The following is a 17,251-nucleotide window of genomic DNA, read 5'->3' on the forward strand; positions in this document are numbered from 1 at the left end:
TCCATGAACTGACACACACGGACGTTTGACCTGATCGTGGGCCGCCCCGGCGTGCCTCCGGGGCGGCCGTCAGGGCCGCGCGATGCGCGCGAGCGTCTCCACGGCCTGCTCGTGCGTCGACGGCAGCAGCTCCACCCACACCCGGACCGGCCGCCGCGTCGCGTGCCCGACGTCGAGCGTCGCCACTCTCCGGCCGATCTCCGCGTGCAGGTCGTCGAGGTGCGTGCCGAGGTCGTCCTGCGGGCGCGACAGCACCGCGAACACACCGCCGCCGAGCGTCGCCATGGGGTGCCCGTGACCGAACGTGCTGGTCATCGCGGCGCCCACTGCCGCCGACCGGGCGGCCCGGGCAAACGGGTCGACGTAGCCGTTCGCGACGTCGACGAGCACCAGGTGGTGGTCGAAGTCCGCGTCCCGGGCGTCGTGGTACGCCTCCGCGAGCCGGACGGCGAGGTACTGCTGCGTCGGCAGGCCCGACTCCGGGTCGAGGCTCGTGCCGAACGCGACGGCGCCCGCCTGGGCGTCGGCCCACCCCTCGCACAGGGCACGCAGGACCGCGCGCGGCGGTTCGGGCTGGCCGGTCGTGCGGTACAGGCAGGCGAGGTCGTCGATCGTCTCGCCGACGCCCACGCCGTCGTAGCCGCGCGCACGGCCGAGCTGCTCGGCGGGCGCGGCGGCGTCCTGACCGGTCAGCAGGGCGAGCGCGAGCGCGTCGACGGCGGGGTGGTACCAGTCGGCAGGGCGCAGCCAGACGGACGCGACGCTCTCGTCGCGCCAGCGGTCACGGAGCGCCGCCGGCACGGCGGAGTCGAGGCCGATGTTCATCGTCACGCCGGATGAGAGGCGCCGGCGGCGGGGGTGTGACGCGGGTAAACGGTTTTTCACCCGCGTTCACCCGATCGGTTGCAGCGCCGACCGCTTCGTTGCGAAAGTTGTCGGTTAGTGTGCACGGGGCGTTTCATGCTGATTCACCCGAACAGTGACGGATCATTCTGGACGGGTCGACGGGACGCTGACGGGAGCGGGTGTGAGTTCCAGCGCAGACCTCGAGAGCGGCGTCGTCGCAGACGCCGACCTCCTCGCGGCCGTGCGGGCGGGGGACTCGTCGTCGTTCAGCGCCCTCTACGAGCGGCACGCGGGCGCGGCGTTCGTCGTGGCCCGCCAGTACACGGACTCGAAGGCGGACGCCGACGACGTCGTGGCGGACTCCTTCACGGCGGTGCTCGGCGCTCTGCAGCGGGGCAACGGTCCGGACGCCGCGTTCCGGGCGTACCTGTTCACCGTCGTCCGGCGCGTCGCCGCCGTCCGCCGCACCTCCGCCCGCCGCGTCGAGCCGACGGACGACGTCGCGACGCTCGAGGCCGGTACCGCGCTCGCCGGCACCGCCGAGGAGCCCACCCTCGAGGGGTTCGAGCGGGGCGTCGTCGCCCGCGCGTTCCACTCCCTGCCCGAACGCTGGCAGGCCGTCCTGTGGCACACCGAGGTCGAGGGCCTGAGCCCGGCCGAGATCGCCCCCCTGCTGGGGCTCACGGCGAACGGCGTCGCGGCCCTGGCCTACCGGGCCCGCGAGGGACTGCGGCAGGGCTACCTGCAGCAGCACCTGCAGGACCCGATGGACGAGGGCTGCCGGGCGGTCGCCGGCAAGCTCGGTGCCTACGTGCGCGGCGGGCTCGGCACGCGCGAGACGACGCAGGTCGAGAAGCACCTCGAGGGCTGCGGCGAGTGCCGCGCGCTCGTGCTGGAGCTCAGCGACGTCAACCACGGCCTGCGGGCGGTCATCGCCCCGCTCGTGCTGGGCCTCGTCGGGGTCGGCGCGCTCGCGACCGCGCTCCCCGTGGGCGGCGGGCTCGCCGCGGGCGCGGCGGCGCTCAGCGCGGGCCACACGGCCGGGACGTCGGCGGGCGCCGCGGGTGGGGCCGCCGGTGGCACCGCGGCGGCAGCGACGGCCGGCGGTTCGGGCGGGACCGCGGGCGGTGCTGCAGGTGCCGGGGCGGTCGCGACCGGCGCGACGGCCGCCGTCGGGGCGGGCGGTGCCGCGGCAGGTGCGGGCACGGCCGCGGCGGGCGGCATCGCCGCGTTCTTCGGGTCAATCCCGCTCGGTGCCGCCGCGATCGCCGCCGGGGCCATCGCGGTGGCGGCCGCCGCGACTGCGGGCATCCTCGCGCTCACGAACGGCGACACCCCGGTGGCCGACCCCGCACCGTCGTCGAGCGTGACGCCGAGCGTCACTCCGACACCCACCCCGACCCCGACGCCGACGCCGGGCCCCACGACGACCACGCCGGCCCCGACGGACCTGCCCACGCTCCCGCCCGACGACCAGACCACGACCGGGACGCCACGGAACGCGACCGGCGGGCTGACGGCGTCGGACGACGAGGACACCACCGACACGGCGACCCCGCTCGCCGCGCCGACGACGGATCCGCCCGTGGAGCCCCCGGTCGAGCCCGGCCCGGCCCAGGTCGCGGTCGACCTGCCGGACGGCGGGCTCGTCCTCGCCGCGGGCGTCGCCGGGCAGGAGCTCGCGATCGGCGTGCGCAACACCGGCGGCTCGACCGTCACGAACCTCCTCGCCGAGGTCACGCTGCCCCCGGGCGTCACCGTCGACGCGGCCATGCCGGTCGCGGTCCAGGCGACCGGTCGGTTCGCGCCGATCTCGACGGCCGGCTGGGTCTGCACCGACGGCTCGGCGACCGGCGTCGCGCAGTGCACCCTGCCGTCGCTGGCGCCGATGACCGCCGCACAGCTGGTGCTGTCGGTGTCCATCGACGAGGCGTTCGACGCGGTCGACGGCCAGCTCGGGCTGCGGGTCACGGGTGGCGGCCTCGACTACACGGCGCCCCCGATCCCGCTGCGGATCAGCCCGTCTGCGCCCCGGCTCGCCCTCGCGGCCGAGCCGTCCGCGCTGACGCTCGTGTCCGGGCGCGAGCGGGTGCTCGACCTGGCGCTGGCGAACGCGGGCGGGTCGCCCGTCGGCGCCACCCCGGCGAGCGCGACGATCGACGTGCCCGTGGGGGTCGGCTGGAAGGTCGCGGCCGGGTCGGCACCGTGGACGTGCGCCGAGGCGGAGCCAGCGCCCAGCCTGCCGCGCGCGGCGGCGGCCGCGGTCGTCAGCGCCTCCACGACCGTGCGGTGCGAGCTGTCGACGCTGGCCGCCCGGGCACCGGCCCCGCTCGCCCTCGCGCTCGCTGCCGACGTCCCGGGGGCCGTCGCGGGGCGCCAGCTCTCGGTCGCGCTCGCCCCGTCGGGCTCGCGCCCGCCCCAGACGTTCGCGGTGCCGTTCGACGTGGTCCGGCCCGCGCACCTGACGATCTCGGGGGACGCCGGCGGGGCCGTCGCGCTCGGCAGCACCACGTCGGTCGGGCTGGCCGTCGTCAACGACGGCGACCTCGACACGTCGGGCGTGCACGTCACGCTCGGGCGGCCCGAGACGGTCGCGTGGGACCCGGCGTCCGTCGGCGGCGGCTGGACGTGCACGGGGACGCGCACGCAGGCGTCGGCGGACTGCGTCTCGGGTCCGCTCGCGACCGGGCAGGAGCGTGCGCTCGTCGTCCCGCTCGAGGCCGTCCCGGGCGCCGTCGGTGACCTCGGCGCACTCTCTGCCGCGGTCGGCGGCGACGACGCCGACGTGTCCGGCCCGCACGCGGTGCACCTCACGGGCACGCGACCCGTGCTGCACCTCGCCGCCGACGACCCCGAGGTCCACGTCGTCGACGACTCACCGGGCACCGTGTCGTTCACCGTGTTCGTCGACGACGGCGCCGGTGCCGCCGACGCGGCGGACCTCGTCGCGACCGTCACGCTGCCGCCGCAGCTCACCGCGACACCGCCCACCGGGAGCCCGTCGACCTCGCAGTGCACGGTCCTCGCGGCCCGCACGATCCGCTGCGACTTCGGCGACGTCGAGGCGGGCGGCTCGGTCCAGGCCCTCGTGGACGTGCAGGCCGCGGGCAGTGCGCGGGGCTCCGTCACGGTCGACGCGCAGGCGGCGGGGAGCGAGGTCGTCACGGGACGCTCCGAGGTCGTCACGTCGTCCGGCGGTCTGAGCCCGCGCGTGCGGTTCGACGGCGGCTGGAGCGTCACGGAGGTCGGTGCGCCGCTGCTCTCGTGCCGCGCCACCGACCCGCTGTGCCGGTCCGCGCTCGAGAAGGGCGACCGGGACAACAACGGGCTCGAGATGGTGCCGCTCGACGAGGCACGCGCCCCGGGCGCGGTCCCGCCGTACCCCGGCGCCGCCGTGTCGTCGACCGCGCAGCTCGCCGTCCCCGCCGGCCGCGAGATCGCGTTCGCCGGCCTGTACTGGTCGGCGAACATCGGCCCCTACGACACGTGGAGCAGCCCGCGGGAGTCCGCCCGGCTCCGCGGCCCGGGCGGCTCCTACGTCGACGTCCACGGCTCGCTCGTCGCGACGCCGTACGACAACGCCGGCCGGCAGTACTACCAGTCGTTCGCCGACGTCACGCCGCAGGTCGCCGCCGGTGGCTCGGGTGCGTGGTCGGTCGCGGACGTCGCCGTCAGCGCGACCCGCAAGGACGGCGACCGCACCTACTACGCCGGCTGGGCGCTCGTCGTGGTCTACGCCGACCCCGGGTCCGACGCGTCCGTCACCGTGTACGACGGCGGCTCGTGGATCGGGACGTCGCTCGCGCCGCCGGCCTTCCAGTTCGCGGCCGAGGCGGGCACGTCGGCGCGGGTCGGTGTCGTGGCGTGGGAGGGCGACCGGACCAGCAGCGGCGACCGGCTGGAGCTCGACGGCACCCCGCTGGTCCCGCAGCGGTGGAGCGGCACCGGTCCGACGGGCGGTGGCTCGGGCGACAACGCGTTCGACTCCACGGCGACCGGGTGGCGTGCCACGAACGCGCTCGGCACCGACGCCAAGGGGTTCGCCCCGACGGTCCTGAAGCAGGACGTCGGCACGCTGCAGGCCCGGACGACCGGCGACCAGTACCTCGTCGGCGCCATCACGCTCCGGACGAGCCCGCAGCGCTGACGCGTCCCGCCCGCTGCCGCGGGGGAGACGGCGCTCAGTCGGCCGGTTCGACGACGGCCGCCACCGCCGCCTCGACGGGCACCACGCCCGAGGTGAGCTCCAGCACGAGCCCCGCGGTGTCCGGCCGGTGCAGCACCGCCGCGAGCACCGCCGCGACGTCCGCCCGCGGCACCGCCCCGCGCGGCACCGACGTGTCCAGCCGGACCGTGCCCGTCGGCTCGTCGTCCGTCAGCCGGCCCGGCCGCACGACCGTCCAGTCCAGGTCACGCTCGCGCAGGTCCGCCTCGCTGGCCGCCTTGGCCCGCAGGTAGGTGGCGAACACCCCGTCCGTCCCCGCCGGCGGCTCCCCGTCGACGCCCATCGACGAGATGAGCACGTACCGCCGCACCCCCGCCTGCGCGGCCCCGTCGGCGAGCAGCCCCGCGGCCGCCCGGTCGACCGTGTCCTTGCGCTCGGCACCGCTGCCCGGACCCGCCCCGGCGGCGAACACCACCGCGTCCGCGCCGGACACCGCCTCCGCGACGTCCCGGGCGTTCGCGCGCTCGAGGTCCAGCACGACGGGCTCCGCGCCGTCCGCCTGGACGTCCTCGACGTGCGCGAGCTGCCGCACGAGCGCCACGGGCACGTCACCCCGTGCGCTGAGGGCCCGCGACAGGTGTCGGGCCACCTGTCCGTGCCCGCCTGCGATCGCGATGCGCATGGCGTCCACGGTAGGCAGGACGGTGCGACCCGGCGACCGGGGGCCCGCGCCGGGCCAGGCCGTGCGACCGATCAGTCGCAGGGCGGGTCGAGGAGGCGCAGATGGGTCAGCCGCTCACCGACCTGGCGGACGTCGCCCGACCCACCGGGCACGAACGACAGGGCCGTGGCCGTCTGCGCGCCGGGGAGCAGGTCCTCGGCGATCTCGCGGAGCAGCTCGGCGACCTCGGCGAGCTGGGCGCTCGACGGGTGCGCGGCCTCGTCGGGCAAGCTCACGTGCAGCACGAGGCCGGCGCGGGCGGCGGGTTCGAGCCTGGATGGCGACAGCGGTGCAGGGACGGTCATGGGTGTCTCCGAGGAAGCGCGGCGGGACGGCGGCGGGGCCGTGGGGTGATCGGTCGGTGAGGGTCAGGACCGATGACACGCATAGCGCGCGCATACGCGGACGAGCACCCATCGGGTGTCGTGCGTGCATGCGGGGAGAGTCACCCGGGCATGGTGGCACGGGGGTGGCGGGGCGCCAAGGGGTTTCGTCCGGATCTCAGGTCGTGGACCGGGCCGGGCGCTGCGGTCAGACGATGCCGTACAGCCGGTCGCCCGCGTCGCCGAGGCCCGGCACGATGTACGCCTTGTCGTTGAGCCGCTCGTCGACGGCCGCCACGACCACGGAGACGTCCGCGCGGTCGCCGACGAACTCCTCCACGACCTTCAGGCCCTCGGGGGCGGCCAGCAGGCACACCGCGGTGACGTCACGCGCGCCGCGCTGCAGCAGGTAGTCGATCGCCGCGACGAGCGTGCCGCCGGTCGCGAGCATCGGGTCGAGCAGGAAGCACTGCCGCCCGGACAGGTCCTCGGGGAGCCGGTTCGCGTACGTGATCGCCTCGAGCGTCGTCTCGTCGCGCTGCATGCCGAGGAAGCCGACCTCGGCCGTCGGCAGCAGCCGCGTCATGCCGTCGAGCATCCCCAGACCGGCGCGCAGGATCGGGACGACGATCGGGCGCGGGTACGCGAGCTTCACACCCTGCGCGGCCGTCACCGGCGTCTCGATCTCGACCGTCCGGGTGTGCACGTCGCGCGTCGCCTCGTACGCGAGGAGCGTCACGAGCTCGTCGACGAGGAGCCGGAACGTCGGCGACGGGGTGTTCCTGTCCCGCAGGACGGTGAGCTTGTGGGCGACCAGCGGGTGGTCCGCGACGTGCAGGCGCATGCGCACAACCTACCGGTCGTCCATCTGGTGGACATCGCCTCGCGCCTCTTCCGTCAGCGGGCCGGTGCGGGATCATGGCGCGATGACGGACGGAGAGCCACGGCGGGCGGTGCTGGATGTGGACGCGTGGGCGATGGGGCTCGCGCTCGACGAGGCCCGCCGCGCGTCGCTCGCCGGCGACGTGCCCGTCGGCGCGGTCGTCGTCGGGCCGGAAGGGACCGTCGTCGGGCGCGGGCACAACGTCCGCGAGGTGCGTGCGGACCCCACCGGGCACGCCGAGATCGTCGCGCTCCGCGCCGCCGCGGACCGGCTCGGACGGTGGCGTCTCGACGACTGCACGCTCGTCGTGACCCTGGAACCGTGCCTCATGTGCGCGGGGGCGATCGTGCTCGCCCGCATCCCGCGGCTCGTGCTCGGCGCATGGGACCCGAAGGCCGGCGCGTGCGGGTCGCAGTTCGACGTGGTGCGCGACCGGCGGCTCAACCACCGGGTCGAGGTCATCGGCGGCGTGCGCGGGGACGAGGCCGGGTGGCTGCTGCGGGCGTTCTTCGACGCGCAGCGGGAGAACGGGTTCTGACGCCTACCGGGGCGTCGGCAGGGACTCCGCCAGGTCCGTCAGGGTCTCGGACGTGCCCGCGTCGAGCGTGACCGTCGCGTACCTGTCGCCGCGCGTCGCGCCACGGTTCACGACGACGACCGGCTTGCCCGTCTGCGCCGCGTGCCGCACGAACCGCAGCCCCGACTGGACGGTCAGCGACGACCCGGCGACGAGCAGCGCGTCACCCTCGTCGACCAGCGCGTACGCCCGCTCCACCCGCTCCCTCGGGACCGTCTCCCCGAAGTAGACGATGTCCGGCTTCAGCATCCCCCCGCACTTGGCGCAGTCCGCGACCTTGAAATGGCTGGTCTGCTCGATGACGGCGTCCGCGTCCGGGGCGATCTCGATGTCCGCCACCACGTCGTCCACGAAGTGCGGGTTGAGCTGGTCCAGCCGTGCCGCGAGCTCGCTCCTCTCGACGACCGTGCCGCAGCTCAGGCACACGACCCGGTCGTAGCGTCCGTGCAGGTCGATCACGTGCCTCGACCCCGCCGCCTCGTGCAGCAGGTCCACGTTCTGCGTGATCACCCCGTGCACCACCCCGCGGTGCTCCATCTGCGCGAGGGCCCGGTGGCCCGCGTTCGGGAGCGTCCGGTGCACGTGCCGCCACCCCACGTGGTTCCGCGCCCAGTAGTGCCGTCTGAAGGCCTCGTCGCCCGTGAACTGCTGGAACGTCATCGGGGTGCGCTGCGGGGAGTTCGGGCCGCGGTAGTCGGGGATGCCGGAGTCCGTCGAGACGCCCGCGCCCGTGAGGACCGCCAGGTGGTGGCCGCTGAGGGTCTCCACGACGTCCGCGAGAGAGCCGGCGGTCAGCTTGCGGGCGTCCGTGGTGCTCATCCGTCCACGGTAGGCCGGTCGGGGCATCCCCGGCATCGCTCGTGGTGTTCTCGCGTCCGACGCACGTCGAGTGCGGCATGGTCATGCCCGTGAGACGTCCCGCGGTGGTCTGCGCGCTCCTCCTCGTCGTGCTCGTCGGCGGCTGTGCGTCGATCGCGGACGAGCCGCAGACGCTGGAGCCCACGCCGTCCTCGTCGGTCGAGCAACCGACGTTCGCCGCGTGCGACCGGGAGGCCGCCGACCCGTCGAGCACGAACCTGCGACCGAGCGTGCTCTCCGCGGCGGAGCTCGCGATCGTCGCCGCGTGGGACGACGGGTGGGCCCCCGACGGCCAGCTCGTGGTCGAGCACGCCACAGACCTGCTCCTGCCCGCGGGCCAGATCGGGTTCGGCAACGGGTACGAGGCCTCCACAGGGTGGGTGGAGTCCCAGCGGGTCGCACCGGACGGCACGACCGCACCGGTCTCGCTCGCGGTGCTCGACAGCCCGTCGTCCGGCCGGCGGGTCGCCTTCGTCGAGGTGCGGGTCTCGCCCGCGCCGCCCGTCCGATGGGACGAGGTGCCAGACCTCGGGTTCGTGACCGACGGCGGCGACGGCGGCGTGCTCGCGCTGCCGTCAGGCGAACCCCCGTTCGTCGAGGACCAGGCCGCGTTCGACGCGATCGAGGCGATGTACCCCGGCGGGGACTCGGCCTCGGGCACCGTGTGCGTGCTCAGGTCCGTCGGCGCCGTCGTGACCGGGGTGCAGTTCTCCGCCGGGTGGGGCGACGGCGGGTACCCCACGTTCCTCGGGTACGACGACACCGACCGCGTCGTCAGCGCCGTCTCGTACGGGGCGGTGCTGCCGTGGTCGCTCAGCGGGCTGCCCGGCGTGCCGCCTGAGGGCATCGACGGGGTGGGCTGACCGCCGATTCGGAGCACCGCCTCCGACCGGGTACTCTTCTCCGCGAGGTAGCGTGTCCGAGCGGCCTAAGGAGCACGCCTCGAAAGCGTGTGTGGGTGAAAGTCCACCGTGGGTTCAAATCCCACCGCTACCGCCACACGAAGGGCCCCACCCGCATGATCATGCGGAAGTGGGGCCCTTCGTCGTTGGGGCCACTCCCTTTTCACTCCCCGTTGCGTCTTCTGACGCCTGCGACACCAGCTGGTCGATGACCATCCGGAGGTCCGGAGCCACGCTGATCCGCTGCACGTAGTGCCGGGCCGTCGTCATCTCGTCGGCGTGCCCGAGCAGGGCCGTCGCGTTCGCGAGGGTGGTCGCGCGGGCCACCTGGGTCGCCACGGTGCGGCGGAAGTCGTGGGGTGTGACATCGAGGTCGACGTCCTCGAGCGCCTGCTTGAGATGGTCGCGGACATGACTCGGAGCGCGCGGCGTGGCCCTCGTCGTCGGGAAGACGAGGTCGTCCGGTCCGCCGTCGAGCTCGAGCGCGATCGCCTCGCTCAGTGCGGTTACGACGAACGACGGGAGCGTGATCGTGCGCCGCGACGAGTCCGACTTCGGCTTGGACTGACGCACCAGCTTGCCGTCGTTCCTCACGACCGTCCCCGTCACGGTCAGCGTGGGGATGTCCGCGTCCAGGTCGAGGTCCTCGATGCGGAGCGCCAGACACTCGCCGATCCGCACACCGGTGCCCAGCATCGTGTCGACGATCTGCGGCAGGAGCGTGATGTTGCGCCGTCCCCGGATCGCGGCCGGCCGGTCCTCCCACTCCCGGACCGCCTTGCGCAGCAGGGCGATGTCCTCGAGCGCGATGGTCCGGACGGCTGCGCGCTTGGGCTTGCGGACCGTCACGGCATCCCGGACGGGGTTGACCGGTGCTGCGCCGTAGCGGACGCACATCATCATGACCTGGGACATCACGTTGCGGGCCTGGCGGGCGGTGTCGAACTTCTGCGCCTGGCTGAGCGCCAACAGCATGCGGTTCACGGCCACCGGCGTCACCTCTCGCACCCTTAGGGCTCCGAAGGCCGGACGTAGGTCGTGCTCCAGGATGCCGAGGTACGTCCTCAACGACTGGGGGGTCACCTGCCCCTCGACCCGCTTCTCGACGACCCACTGGTCGAAGACGACGCTCATCCGTGTGTCGGGTGCGATCGTGCCGGCGCCGGTGATCATCCCGGCGCTGCTCGCGTTGTGGAGCTTGTCTTCGAGCCGGCGCTGTGCCGCGGCGCCGGACGGTCCTCGCGCCTCGAGCTTGTGCAGGACGCCGGCGAAGTCCCGGAACTTGGCCTGCGCGCGCCAGACGCCCGGCGTGAGCTCCCTACGGGAGATGTGACCCCAGCGGCCGGGCTTGATGGGTTCCCGCGGCACGGGTCATCCCTCGTCCTGGTTGTCGGTGATCCGGTCGAGCTACTCGTCGACGTCGTCGGGCCGGTAGCGCAGTCGGGCACCTACGCGAACCACCTTCGGTCCGCCGCCGCGGCTGGACCAGGCGTAGACGCAGTGCTTGGTCACCCCGAGGTAGTCGGCCAGCTCGTCCGGCGTCCAGAGACGCCTGCGGGTCGTCGGTCCCGCGCTTGTGGTGCTCATCTCAGATCCCCCTGCTCGTTCGTACTGTCGTTGGCTTGTCCTGTCGGTTGTCGCTGGTGCGCGCATGGCGTTGCTCGGCTCGCCACTTCGCATACTCGCGGGCCCGCGACGCGGCGGCGTCGGCGAGTGCCTTGTCGCCGGCGCGCGGCCAGCCGGAACCGTCGTAGGCCCAGGTGCCGATGACCAGCGTCGTCTCTTCGTCGTCTGCCATGAGCTGGGCCTCGAGCGCACGGGTGTCGAGGGGCGTCGCGCGGCGCCTGGCCTCGACGGTCAGGCTCTGGAAGCGCCGACGAGCGCGGCGTAGAGCACCGAGGGTGACCGAGTACCGGCGTGACTTGGTCGAGAAGTGGCCGCGGAAGCCGAGCATCGAGGCCCATCGCCCGAGCAGCGCGTACGGGCTCTGAGCGCACTTGCCGCACAGTCGCGGGTGCCGGTCGCCCGCTCGCTTGTCGCACGCGAAGGGGCAGCCGGCCATGGCGCGAGCGGCGAGGGCTCGGCACGACTCCATGAGGTTCGCCAGGTGGGGAAGAGGGTGCCTCGGGTCGACTCCGGCCGACTTCGTCGAGTACTTCGCCAGGTAGGCCGCAACCTGCTCGGTGGTGATGTGGTCGCCGCCGGCGAAGCCATCGCGAACGATCCTGACGTCCGTCTGGGCCCCGAAGCGCAGGATCCGCTCGACGTCTCGGTCGTCGAGGGGCGCTGCGGCGCAGCGCACTGTGCTCACGGCGTGACGCACGGCTTCGTGGAGCCTGGCGGCGGCGACGGGTGCAGGAGAGCCCGGACCGTCCGGTCCGTCGATCCGCACGAGAGCGTGGAAGTGGACAAGGCCGCGCGTCTGGAACTCGGCGACCTTGGCGTACTCGAGTCTTGCGTGGTGCTTGAGATCGTGGTCCCGCACCCCGAGCTCGGCAGCCAGCTGGCGACGCAGCGCGATGGTGAAGCGGCGCCACAGTTCTGGCGCGTGCCACTGCCAGATGATGGCCGAGTCGGTGTCGTAGCACTCGCGGCACAGCGGAGCGCCGACCCGGGGGTCGTCGGCGTCGTGGTGTGCCCAGCAGGTCAGCCGGCGGCCGTGCGGGCACCACGCCAACCGGGTGCGCGGGTGGCAGGGCTGCTTTCCGTCGCGGACTCCGTGGACGAGTCCGAACGACGGCGCCGTCAGCGTCACGAACAGCAGCGGGCTTGCGTTGACCGTGGCTGGGACGCCCTTGCCACCGTTGAGGCCGGTAGAGATCAGCTCGAACGTGTCGCGCGCGTAGATGCGCGAGCACGACGCGCACACCGACTCGCGACGGTTGCCGCACGGCTTGTAGAGCAGACCCAGCGGCTCGTCGGCCGAGCGGAACGTCTCCACGATCTCGCCCGTCCGCAGATCGACGGTCTCCGATCGTCCGACCAAACGGACCGGGTGTGCGCAGTTGCCGGCCCTGGAGATCGTGTCCGCGAGAGCTGGCATGGTGCCGTCGCTGAGGCGTCCCATGATGGACTCCACCTCAGCCAGCGCCAGGTGGTCCAGGTCGAGTGGTGCGTCAGGCCCGTGACCTCGAAAGCCGGTGCGAGTTGCCCTCGTCATCACGCCACCTCGGAGTCCTTGGGCGTGCGAGGGGTGCGAGGAGTCCGCCGGCGCGGAGCCGATGCCTGCTCGTCGACGTCCGGAGTGACCACGGAGACCAGCTCGTCCAGTGCATCGTCCTCGACGGCCTCGACGGCCTCGACGGCCTCGACGGCCTCGACGGCCTCGATCGGCACGGGCGGTGCCGGGTAGCACTGCGCAACCATGCGGATGACGTCGTCTGGCCAGAAGTCGGCACGGACCCGCTCGACGGCGCCGTCATCCCTCACGACGTAGCCGGCGCCCGGCATCGTCCGGTCGATCCAATGAGCCGGGGCCAGGTCGCCGTAGCCGTCACCCAGCACCATCCGTGTCTCGGAGGACGACGCGAGCCGCAGCGCGATCGTCTGAGTGGACAGCTCGCGCATGCCCACGGTCTCCTTGCGCGGGTCCTGCACGAACGCCACGACCATCACGCCGAGTGCGCGCCCCTGGGTGAGGATCCTCTTGAGCAGGGAGCTCGCCTCGTTCACGACGTCCCGCGACGCGTACGCGGTCAGGACAGCGAGCTCGTCAATCAGGAGCAGGTGCACTGGATCGCCCTGGGACGGCGTGAACTGGCGCGACAACCCGCGCATGACCGTCTGCCGCTCGGCGATCACCTGATGCAGGGAGTGCAGCAGTCGCAGCGCGGTCTGCTCGTCCATAGCGACCGACGAGAACATGCCGGCGCCCACCGCGACCTCGACACCGCCCTTGAGGTCGATGCCCCAGAGCCGCACCAGGCCCGCGTGAGCGGCCGGAGCAAGGTTGCCGGCGATGCCCCACAGGATCGACCCCTTGCCGGCTCCCGACCGTCCGACCACGAGTGTGTGGAGGCCGTTCAGCTCGAGCCGCCACGGTGACCCGTCGGAGCGCCGGCCGAGGGTCACCGCCTCCGTCTCGAGCTCGGAGGGAACCGGCGCGGTCGTTGGCTGGTGGAGCAGCTCGCGCATCGCCAGGACCATCTCTACGACGCCCGGCCCCACCCGACGTGAGTCCGCAGACTCCGCCCCAAACGCCGTCGCGATGGCCTCAACGGCGCCGTCCAGGTCGTCAACGGTCTGACCGACGGCGGCACGAACGCGCAGCGTGAGCATGTTCCCGCTCGTCCGCACCTTCAGCAGTCTTGAGATCGTTGGCGGCTCGTCGGTGGTCCGGCGCGACGCCAGCCCGCACCGCTCAGCGACCCGGTCCCATCCCTTCCGCACTCTGCGCCGCCACGCGCGCCGGCGGAGCGGGCCACCGAGCGCCGTCTCGTACGTCAGCGGGCTCACGGCCTCCCAGACCGCGCGGACCAGGCTCCAGGCCGGGACGAGCCAGAAGACGACGACCCCCGCCGCCTCGTGATCGGCGATCACCAGTACGTTGCCGATCACGAGGCAGACGAGGACCGTGCGCCATGACTGGACGGTCCAGGACACGAAGCGCCGGCACGCGCGGCCCAACCGCCTCAGCACGAACCAGACGACCCGGAGACCAGCCATCACGCAGCCCGGCCAGTGGTCGTGTTCGCGACCGCCGGAAGCTCGCGGCAGGGGAACGTGCGCAGCGGCGGCACCAGGTCGCCCCGGCAGAACACCTTGAACTCCGCCTCGGGCCACTCACCGCCGCTCCAGACCGCGAACCCGTGGCACGTCCTGGTCGGCTCGTAGGTCGTGACGCGGTCGAGGGCGAGCCGCCATGCCAGGTACTCGGCGGCCGCCTGGCAGGTGACGTGCACCGACACGATGCCGTGGCCGACGTCGGTCGATCGCACGTGACCGTCGACCATCGCCACCACGTCGGAGGCCATGGTCAGCAGCTCGAGCATCGTCGGCCCCACTTCGACTGGCGCGCTCTCGGTCCGTCCAACGGCGATGAGCTCGGACATCACGCCGCCGCCTTCGGCTCCCCGACCTTGACCTGCTGGCCGGGCGTGACGAAGCCCTGCGCACGGAACGACCACGCGATCCGGGGCCGCTTGCCCGAGTCGTCGACGTACGGCAGCGCAGTCAGCCCGACGAACTCCACGGGCGTCCACGGGAGCGGCGAGGTGTTCTTCGGCGGCACCGGCTGGACCTCCGCGGCGAACTTCACCGTCACACCGATCTCGCGTCGGCCGGCCTCGTCGTCACCGTCGATGACCGTGCACTGCCACAGCCGCAGGCCGCTCTCCTTGTCGTGCTGCTGGGGCCGCGACCCGTCCGGACGCTGCTCGGCCTGGAAGTCCGTCACGGGCTCGACCAGCCCGCGCAGGTAGGCCCCGTTGGGGAACACCGTCTTGTGGGCGATCTCGAAACGCTTGGCGATGGCCATGATCCCGACTCCTTCACTCGACTAGAGCAGTTCTCTGCTCGCGTCCAGCGAACCACTCATCTAGAGGAGTGGCAAGGGTTCGGGATCACTCAGCGGGGAACCGGTACTCCAAGACGTAAGCCGGAGCTGCCTTCACGGTGTCGGTCGTTTCGACGGGCACCCCGTCCTTGCGGAACGCGATTCGCCGGACGGTGAGCACGGGCGTGCCCTCGGGAAGCCGGAGACGCCGCCGTTCCTCCGGCGTCGGCATCCGTGCAGCGACCTCCTCGGTGAACTCTGCGAGGTGGTGGCCGTTCTCCTCGAGCCGCGCGTACACGCCGCCGGGGCCGGTGTGGCGCTCCTCGATCGGCGTCCCCTTGGCTAGGTCTGCCGGCACGAATGTCTGCGCCAGCTCGACCGGCTCGCCGTCGAGCAGGTACCGCCGGCGCCGGGCCAGCACCTTGGCGCGCGAGCCGAGAGCCAGCGCCTCGCGGACATGGGGGAGTGCGGTCTCGTACCCCACCTCGAGCTCGTCGACGCTCGGAGCGCCCACACCCTGAGCCTCCGCGATGAACGCCGCTTGGCCGGCCTCGCGCTGGCGGCGTGCGAAGCGGTCCGACGCAACGCGCCGGACGACAGGCCGCGCGCGGACGAACACCCCGCGGCCATGCTCGGCGACCAGCAGCCCTTCGGCCTTCAGGAGCGCGAGCGCCTGGCGCACGGTCATGCGCGCAACCTGGTACGACGCCATCAATTGCGTCTCGGAGGGCACCTTGTCGCCCGGCCCGAGCTGTCCCGCGATGATCTGCGCGCGCAGCGAATCCGCGATCTGCCTGAACAGCGGGCGGTCGGAGTCCTTGTCGAGAGCCGCGCCGGAGGAACCGACGATGTGCAGGCGCGCTGCACGGTTCTCTTGGCTGTTCACTCATACTCCTGTAGACGTGTGTAGTTCCTACACTGGCACAGACGGGAGGTGGGCCACAGATGCCGACGCCCCAGCACTCAGTCAGTGCAGCGGGGATCGTGCTCGACGCCAGCGGCACACGCATCCTGCTGATCCACCGCCGCGACAACGGGCGGTGGGAACCGCCCGGGGGCGTACTCGAGCTGGGCGAGACGATCGAAGATGCAGTCATCCGCGAGGTCGAAGAAGAGACCGGCGCGCAGGTCGAGGTCGAACGACTGACCGGCGTCTACAAGAACATGCGCCAGGGGATCGTCGCCCTCGTGTTCCGCTGTCGGCTCCTCTCTGATCCGGTGTCGCAGACCGACGAGGCACGAAACGTCGCGTGGATGGAAATCGACGACGTCCCCAGTCTGATGAAGCCCGCCTACGCCGCCCGAGTACTCGACGCACTCGGCGACGACGTCCATGTTCGCGCGCACGACGGCGTCGATCTTCTACCTGACTCGGCGATCAGCCCGATCCATCGAGCCCACGGGTGACGCTCTACACCGGCCCGAACACCTCCCTTGAGCCTCACTTCCGGGCAAAATATCGCCCGTGGCGATCAATGAGTGGTGGGCGTCCGACGCGAGTCAGCGTTTCTGGATGGAGATCACGGACCGCGAAGACCTCGGCGCTGATCTTTTCGCTCCGGTCACCGACGGCAGTGGTCGACCGTATTGGGGCTACGAGCTTGTCACCTACGTCCAGCCCGGCGACATCGTCCTCCACTGGCACAAGACGCTCGCGGGTGAGCCTGGCATTGTCGGGTGGTCTCATGCGACCGGCGCATACGAGGAGACCGATATCTCGTGGCAGGCGCACGGATCGGTCGGTCGAACCCGGGGAACACTTGTGCCGCGTCCTGCGTGGCGGATGCCGCTACTGAGCTACACGCCCCTCGCTAGTCCAGTCCTCATCACCCAGGTTCGGGCACTGGAGCCCCAGCTACGCGCGGCTCAGCGAGATCTGAAGGCGCGGTACCCCGACGGAAGGCTGTACTCGCCGTTCCAGTTCAGCGACAAGCGCGAGTTGCGGGCGCAGCAGACGTACTTCGTAAAAATGCCGCGCGAAATGGCTGTCTTGTTGTCTCTGGACGAGGTAGGCGCGTCGGCGCGCGTTGCGGCGCCGCCGGCGAAGGCCAGGGCGACGAAGCGTGTCGGCAGCGGCTACATTGCGGACTCCGCTGTCCGGGCCGCTATCGAGTGGCGAGCCGTCAACCTTGCGACCGAGGCCTACCGAGCAGCTGGCTACCGCGTCGAATACACCGGTGCCTCAGAGTCTTTTGACCTGGTTGCGACCAAAGCGGGTGCGGAACGTCACGTCGAGGTCAAGGGCTCATCGGGTGCTGCGCTTCACGTCGAGCTCACTATCGGGGAGGTCCGAAACTCGCGCGACTGGACCGCGACCGACCTGTACGTGGTCGATGGCATTCGGTGGTGGCGTGAATCTGACGGTGCTGTCCGCGCCGACGGTGGAGACGTTCGGTGGTGGATGGATTGGACCGCGGAGGAAGGTCGACTGGATGCGATCCGCTACCGATACAGGCTTCCCGAAATCTAGCCTCATTGCCCC

The 17,251-nt window shown here is 72.4% G+C and carries 17 protein-coding genes and 1 tRNA gene; 6 read left to right on the plus strand and 12 right to left on the minus strand.

Features of this window, described 5'->3' with window-relative positions; translation table 11 throughout:
• Window positions 1-69 precede the first annotated feature (69 nt).
• Window positions 70-825, minus strand: a complete 756-nt coding sequence (locus tag Cch01nite_RS09895) for a hypothetical protein (protein WP_239070271.1) — start codon at window positions 823-825, stop codon at window positions 70-72.
• 202 nt (window positions 826-1,027) lie between these two features.
• Between Cch01nite_RS09895 and Cch01nite_RS09900 the strand changes: the two genes are divergently transcribed.
• A complete protein-coding gene (locus tag Cch01nite_RS09900) occupies window positions 1,028-4,993 on the plus strand; it encodes a sigma-70 family RNA polymerase sigma factor (RefSeq protein ID WP_203752440.1) in 3,966 nt (1,321 codons plus the stop codon).
• A gap of 34 nt (window positions 4,994-5,027) precedes the next feature.
• Here the strand turns inward: Cch01nite_RS09900 and Cch01nite_RS09905 are convergent, their stop codons facing one another.
• The 3 genes from Cch01nite_RS09905 to upp all read right to left on the minus strand — a co-directional run bounded on the left by Cch01nite_RS09905 (window position 5,028) and on the right by upp (window position 6,899).
• Window positions 5,028-5,693: an SDR family oxidoreductase gene (locus Cch01nite_RS09905; protein WP_203752443.1), complete on the minus strand. Its 666-nt coding sequence runs from the start codon at window positions 5,691-5,693 to the stop codon at window positions 5,028-5,030.
• A gap of 71 nt (window positions 5,694-5,764) precedes the next feature.
• Window positions 5,765-6,037: a hypothetical protein gene (locus Cch01nite_RS09910; RefSeq protein ID WP_203752446.1), complete on the minus strand. Its 273-nt coding sequence runs from the start codon at window positions 6,035-6,037 to the stop codon at window positions 5,765-5,767.
• 226 nt (window positions 6,038-6,263) lie between these two features.
• Window positions 6,264-6,899: a uracil phosphoribosyltransferase gene (upp, locus tag Cch01nite_RS09915; protein WP_203752449.1), complete on the minus strand. Its 636-nt coding sequence runs from the start codon at window positions 6,897-6,899 to the stop codon at window positions 6,264-6,266.
• Between the two features lie 82 nt (window positions 6,900-6,981).
• Between upp and Cch01nite_RS09920 the strand changes: the two genes are divergently transcribed.
• Window positions 6,982-7,476 carry a nucleoside deaminase gene (locus Cch01nite_RS09920; protein ID WP_239070235.1) on the plus strand — a complete coding sequence of 165 codons (495 nt, stop codon included), beginning with the start codon at window positions 6,982-6,984 and terminating at the stop codon, window positions 7,474-7,476.
• A gap of 3 nt (window positions 7,477-7,479) precedes the next feature.
• On the opposite strand, the gene Cch01nite_RS09925 is transcribed toward Cch01nite_RS09920, so the two are convergent.
• Window positions 7,480-8,334, minus strand: coding sequence for an NAD-dependent protein deacetylase (locus Cch01nite_RS09925; protein WP_203752452.1), 855 nt, complete (start codon window positions 8,332-8,334; stop codon window positions 7,480-7,482).
• Window positions 8,335-8,423: 89 nt separating this feature from the next.
• On the opposite strand from Cch01nite_RS09925, the gene Cch01nite_RS09930 reads away from it, so the two are divergent.
• Together Cch01nite_RS09930 and Cch01nite_RS09935 are read left to right on the plus strand one after the other, a co-directional pair.
• The gene (locus tag Cch01nite_RS09930; protein WP_203752455.1) at window positions 8,424-9,236 is read left to right on the plus strand and encodes a DUF4241 domain-containing protein; all 813 of its coding nucleotides are present in this window, start codon (window positions 8,424-8,426) and stop codon (window positions 9,234-9,236) included.
• Between the two features lie 46 nt (window positions 9,237-9,282).
• Window positions 9,283-9,372, plus strand: a tRNA-Ser gene (locus Cch01nite_RS09935).
• Between the two features lie 23 nt (window positions 9,373-9,395).
• On the opposite strand, the gene Cch01nite_RS09940 is transcribed toward Cch01nite_RS09935, so the two are convergent.
• The 7 genes from Cch01nite_RS09940 to Cch01nite_RS09970 all read right to left on the minus strand — a co-directional run bounded on the left by Cch01nite_RS09940 (window position 9,396) and on the right by Cch01nite_RS09970 (window position 15,655).
• Window positions 9,396-10,643, minus strand: a complete 1,248-nt coding sequence (locus Cch01nite_RS09940; protein WP_203752458.1) for a tyrosine-type recombinase/integrase — start codon at window positions 10,641-10,643, stop codon at window positions 9,396-9,398.
• A 39-nt stretch (window positions 10,644-10,682) separates the two neighbouring features.
• Complete coding sequence (locus Cch01nite_RS09945; protein ID WP_203752461.1) at window positions 10,683-10,862, minus strand: helix-turn-helix transcriptional regulator; 180 nt, start codon at window positions 10,860-10,862, stop codon at window positions 10,683-10,685.
• 1 nt (window position 10,863) lies between these two features.
• Complete coding sequence (locus Cch01nite_RS09950) at window positions 10,864-12,342, minus strand: replication initiator (RefSeq protein WP_203752464.1); 1,479 nt, start codon at window positions 12,340-12,342, stop codon at window positions 10,864-10,866.
• Window positions 12,343-12,434: 92 nt separating this feature from the next.
• On the minus strand, window positions 12,435-13,832 hold the full coding sequence (locus Cch01nite_RS09955) for an FtsK/SpoIIIE domain-containing protein (RefSeq protein WP_203752467.1): 1,398 nt from the start codon (window positions 13,830-13,832) through the stop codon (window positions 12,435-12,437).
• Window positions 13,833-13,939: 107 nt separating this feature from the next.
• Window positions 13,940-14,266: a hypothetical protein gene (locus Cch01nite_RS09960; RefSeq protein WP_203752470.1), complete on the minus strand. Its 327-nt coding sequence runs from the start codon at window positions 14,264-14,266 to the stop codon at window positions 13,940-13,942.
• A gap of 59 nt (window positions 14,267-14,325) precedes the next feature.
• Window positions 14,326-14,751 carry a plasmid replication, integration and excision activator gene (locus Cch01nite_RS09965; RefSeq protein WP_203752473.1) on the minus strand — a complete coding sequence of 142 codons (426 nt, stop codon included), beginning with the start codon at window positions 14,749-14,751 and terminating at the stop codon, window positions 14,326-14,328.
• Between the two features lie 85 nt (window positions 14,752-14,836).
• Window positions 14,837-15,655 carry a GntR family transcriptional regulator gene (locus Cch01nite_RS09970; RefSeq protein WP_239070236.1) on the minus strand — a complete coding sequence of 273 codons (819 nt, stop codon included), beginning with the start codon at window positions 15,653-15,655 and terminating at the stop codon, window positions 14,837-14,839.
• 59 nt (window positions 15,656-15,714) lie between these two features.
• On the opposite strand from Cch01nite_RS09970, the gene Cch01nite_RS09975 reads away from it, so the two are divergent.
• Both Cch01nite_RS09975 and Cch01nite_RS09980 read left to right on the plus strand, forming a co-directional pair.
• Entirely contained in the window at window positions 15,715-16,176 is a 462-nt protein-coding gene (locus Cch01nite_RS09975) for an NUDIX hydrolase (RefSeq protein WP_203752476.1), read from the plus strand.
• A 58-nt stretch (window positions 16,177-16,234) separates the two neighbouring features.
• Complete coding sequence (locus Cch01nite_RS09980; RefSeq protein WP_203752479.1) at window positions 16,235-17,239, plus strand: protein NO VEIN domain-containing protein; 1,005 nt, start codon at window positions 16,235-16,237, stop codon at window positions 17,237-17,239.
• The last annotated feature ends 12 nt before the right edge of the window (window positions 17,240-17,251 follow it).

The sequence above is a fragment of the Cellulomonas chitinilytica genome, assembly GCF_016862675.1.
GTDB lineage: Bacteria > Actinomycetota > Actinomycetes > Actinomycetales > Cellulomonadaceae > Cellulomonas > Cellulomonas chitinilytica.

Bases quoted from the DNA above. Each gene is read 5' to 3' on its own strand.
- upp (WP_203752449.1), bottom strand. From the start codon at position 6,899: ATGCGCCTGCACGTCGCGGACCACCCGCTGGTCGCCCACAAGCTCACC.
- Cch01nite_RS09925 (WP_203752452.1), bottom strand. From the start codon at position 8,334: ATGAGCACCACGGACGCCCGCAAGCTGACCGCCGGCTCTCTCGCGGAC.
- Cch01nite_RS09950 (WP_203752464.1), bottom strand. From the start codon at position 12,342: ATGGGACGCCTCAGCGACGGCACCATGCCAGCTCTCGCGGACACGATC.
- Cch01nite_RS09920 (WP_239070235.1), top strand. From the start codon at position 6,982: ATGACGGACGGAGAGCCACGGCGGGCGGTGCTGGATGTGGACGCGTGG.
- Cch01nite_RS09905 (WP_203752443.1), bottom strand. From the start codon at position 5,693: ATGCGCATCGCGATCGCAGGCGGGCACGGACAGGTGGCCCGACACCTG.
- Cch01nite_RS09960 (WP_203752470.1), bottom strand. From the start codon at position 14,266: ATGCTCGAGCTGCTGACCATGGCCTCCGACGTGGTGGCGATGGTCGAC.
- Cch01nite_RS09945 (WP_203752461.1), bottom strand. From the start codon at position 10,862: ATGAGCACCACAAGCGCGGGACCGACGACCCGCAGGCGTCTCTGGACG.
- Cch01nite_RS09975 (WP_203752476.1), top strand. From the start codon at position 15,715: ATGCCGACGCCCCAGCACTCAGTCAGTGCAGCGGGGATCGTGCTCGAC.
- Cch01nite_RS09910 (WP_203752446.1), bottom strand. From the start codon at position 6,037: ATGACCGTCCCTGCACCGCTGTCGCCATCCAGGCTCGAACCCGCCGCC.
- Cch01nite_RS09895 (WP_239070271.1), bottom strand. From the start codon at position 825: ATGAACATCGGCCTCGACTCCGCCGTGCCGGCGGCGCTCCGTGACCGC.
- Cch01nite_RS09965 (WP_203752473.1), bottom strand. From the start codon at position 14,751: ATGGCCATCGCCAAGCGTTTCGAGATCGCCCACAAGACGGTGTTCCCC.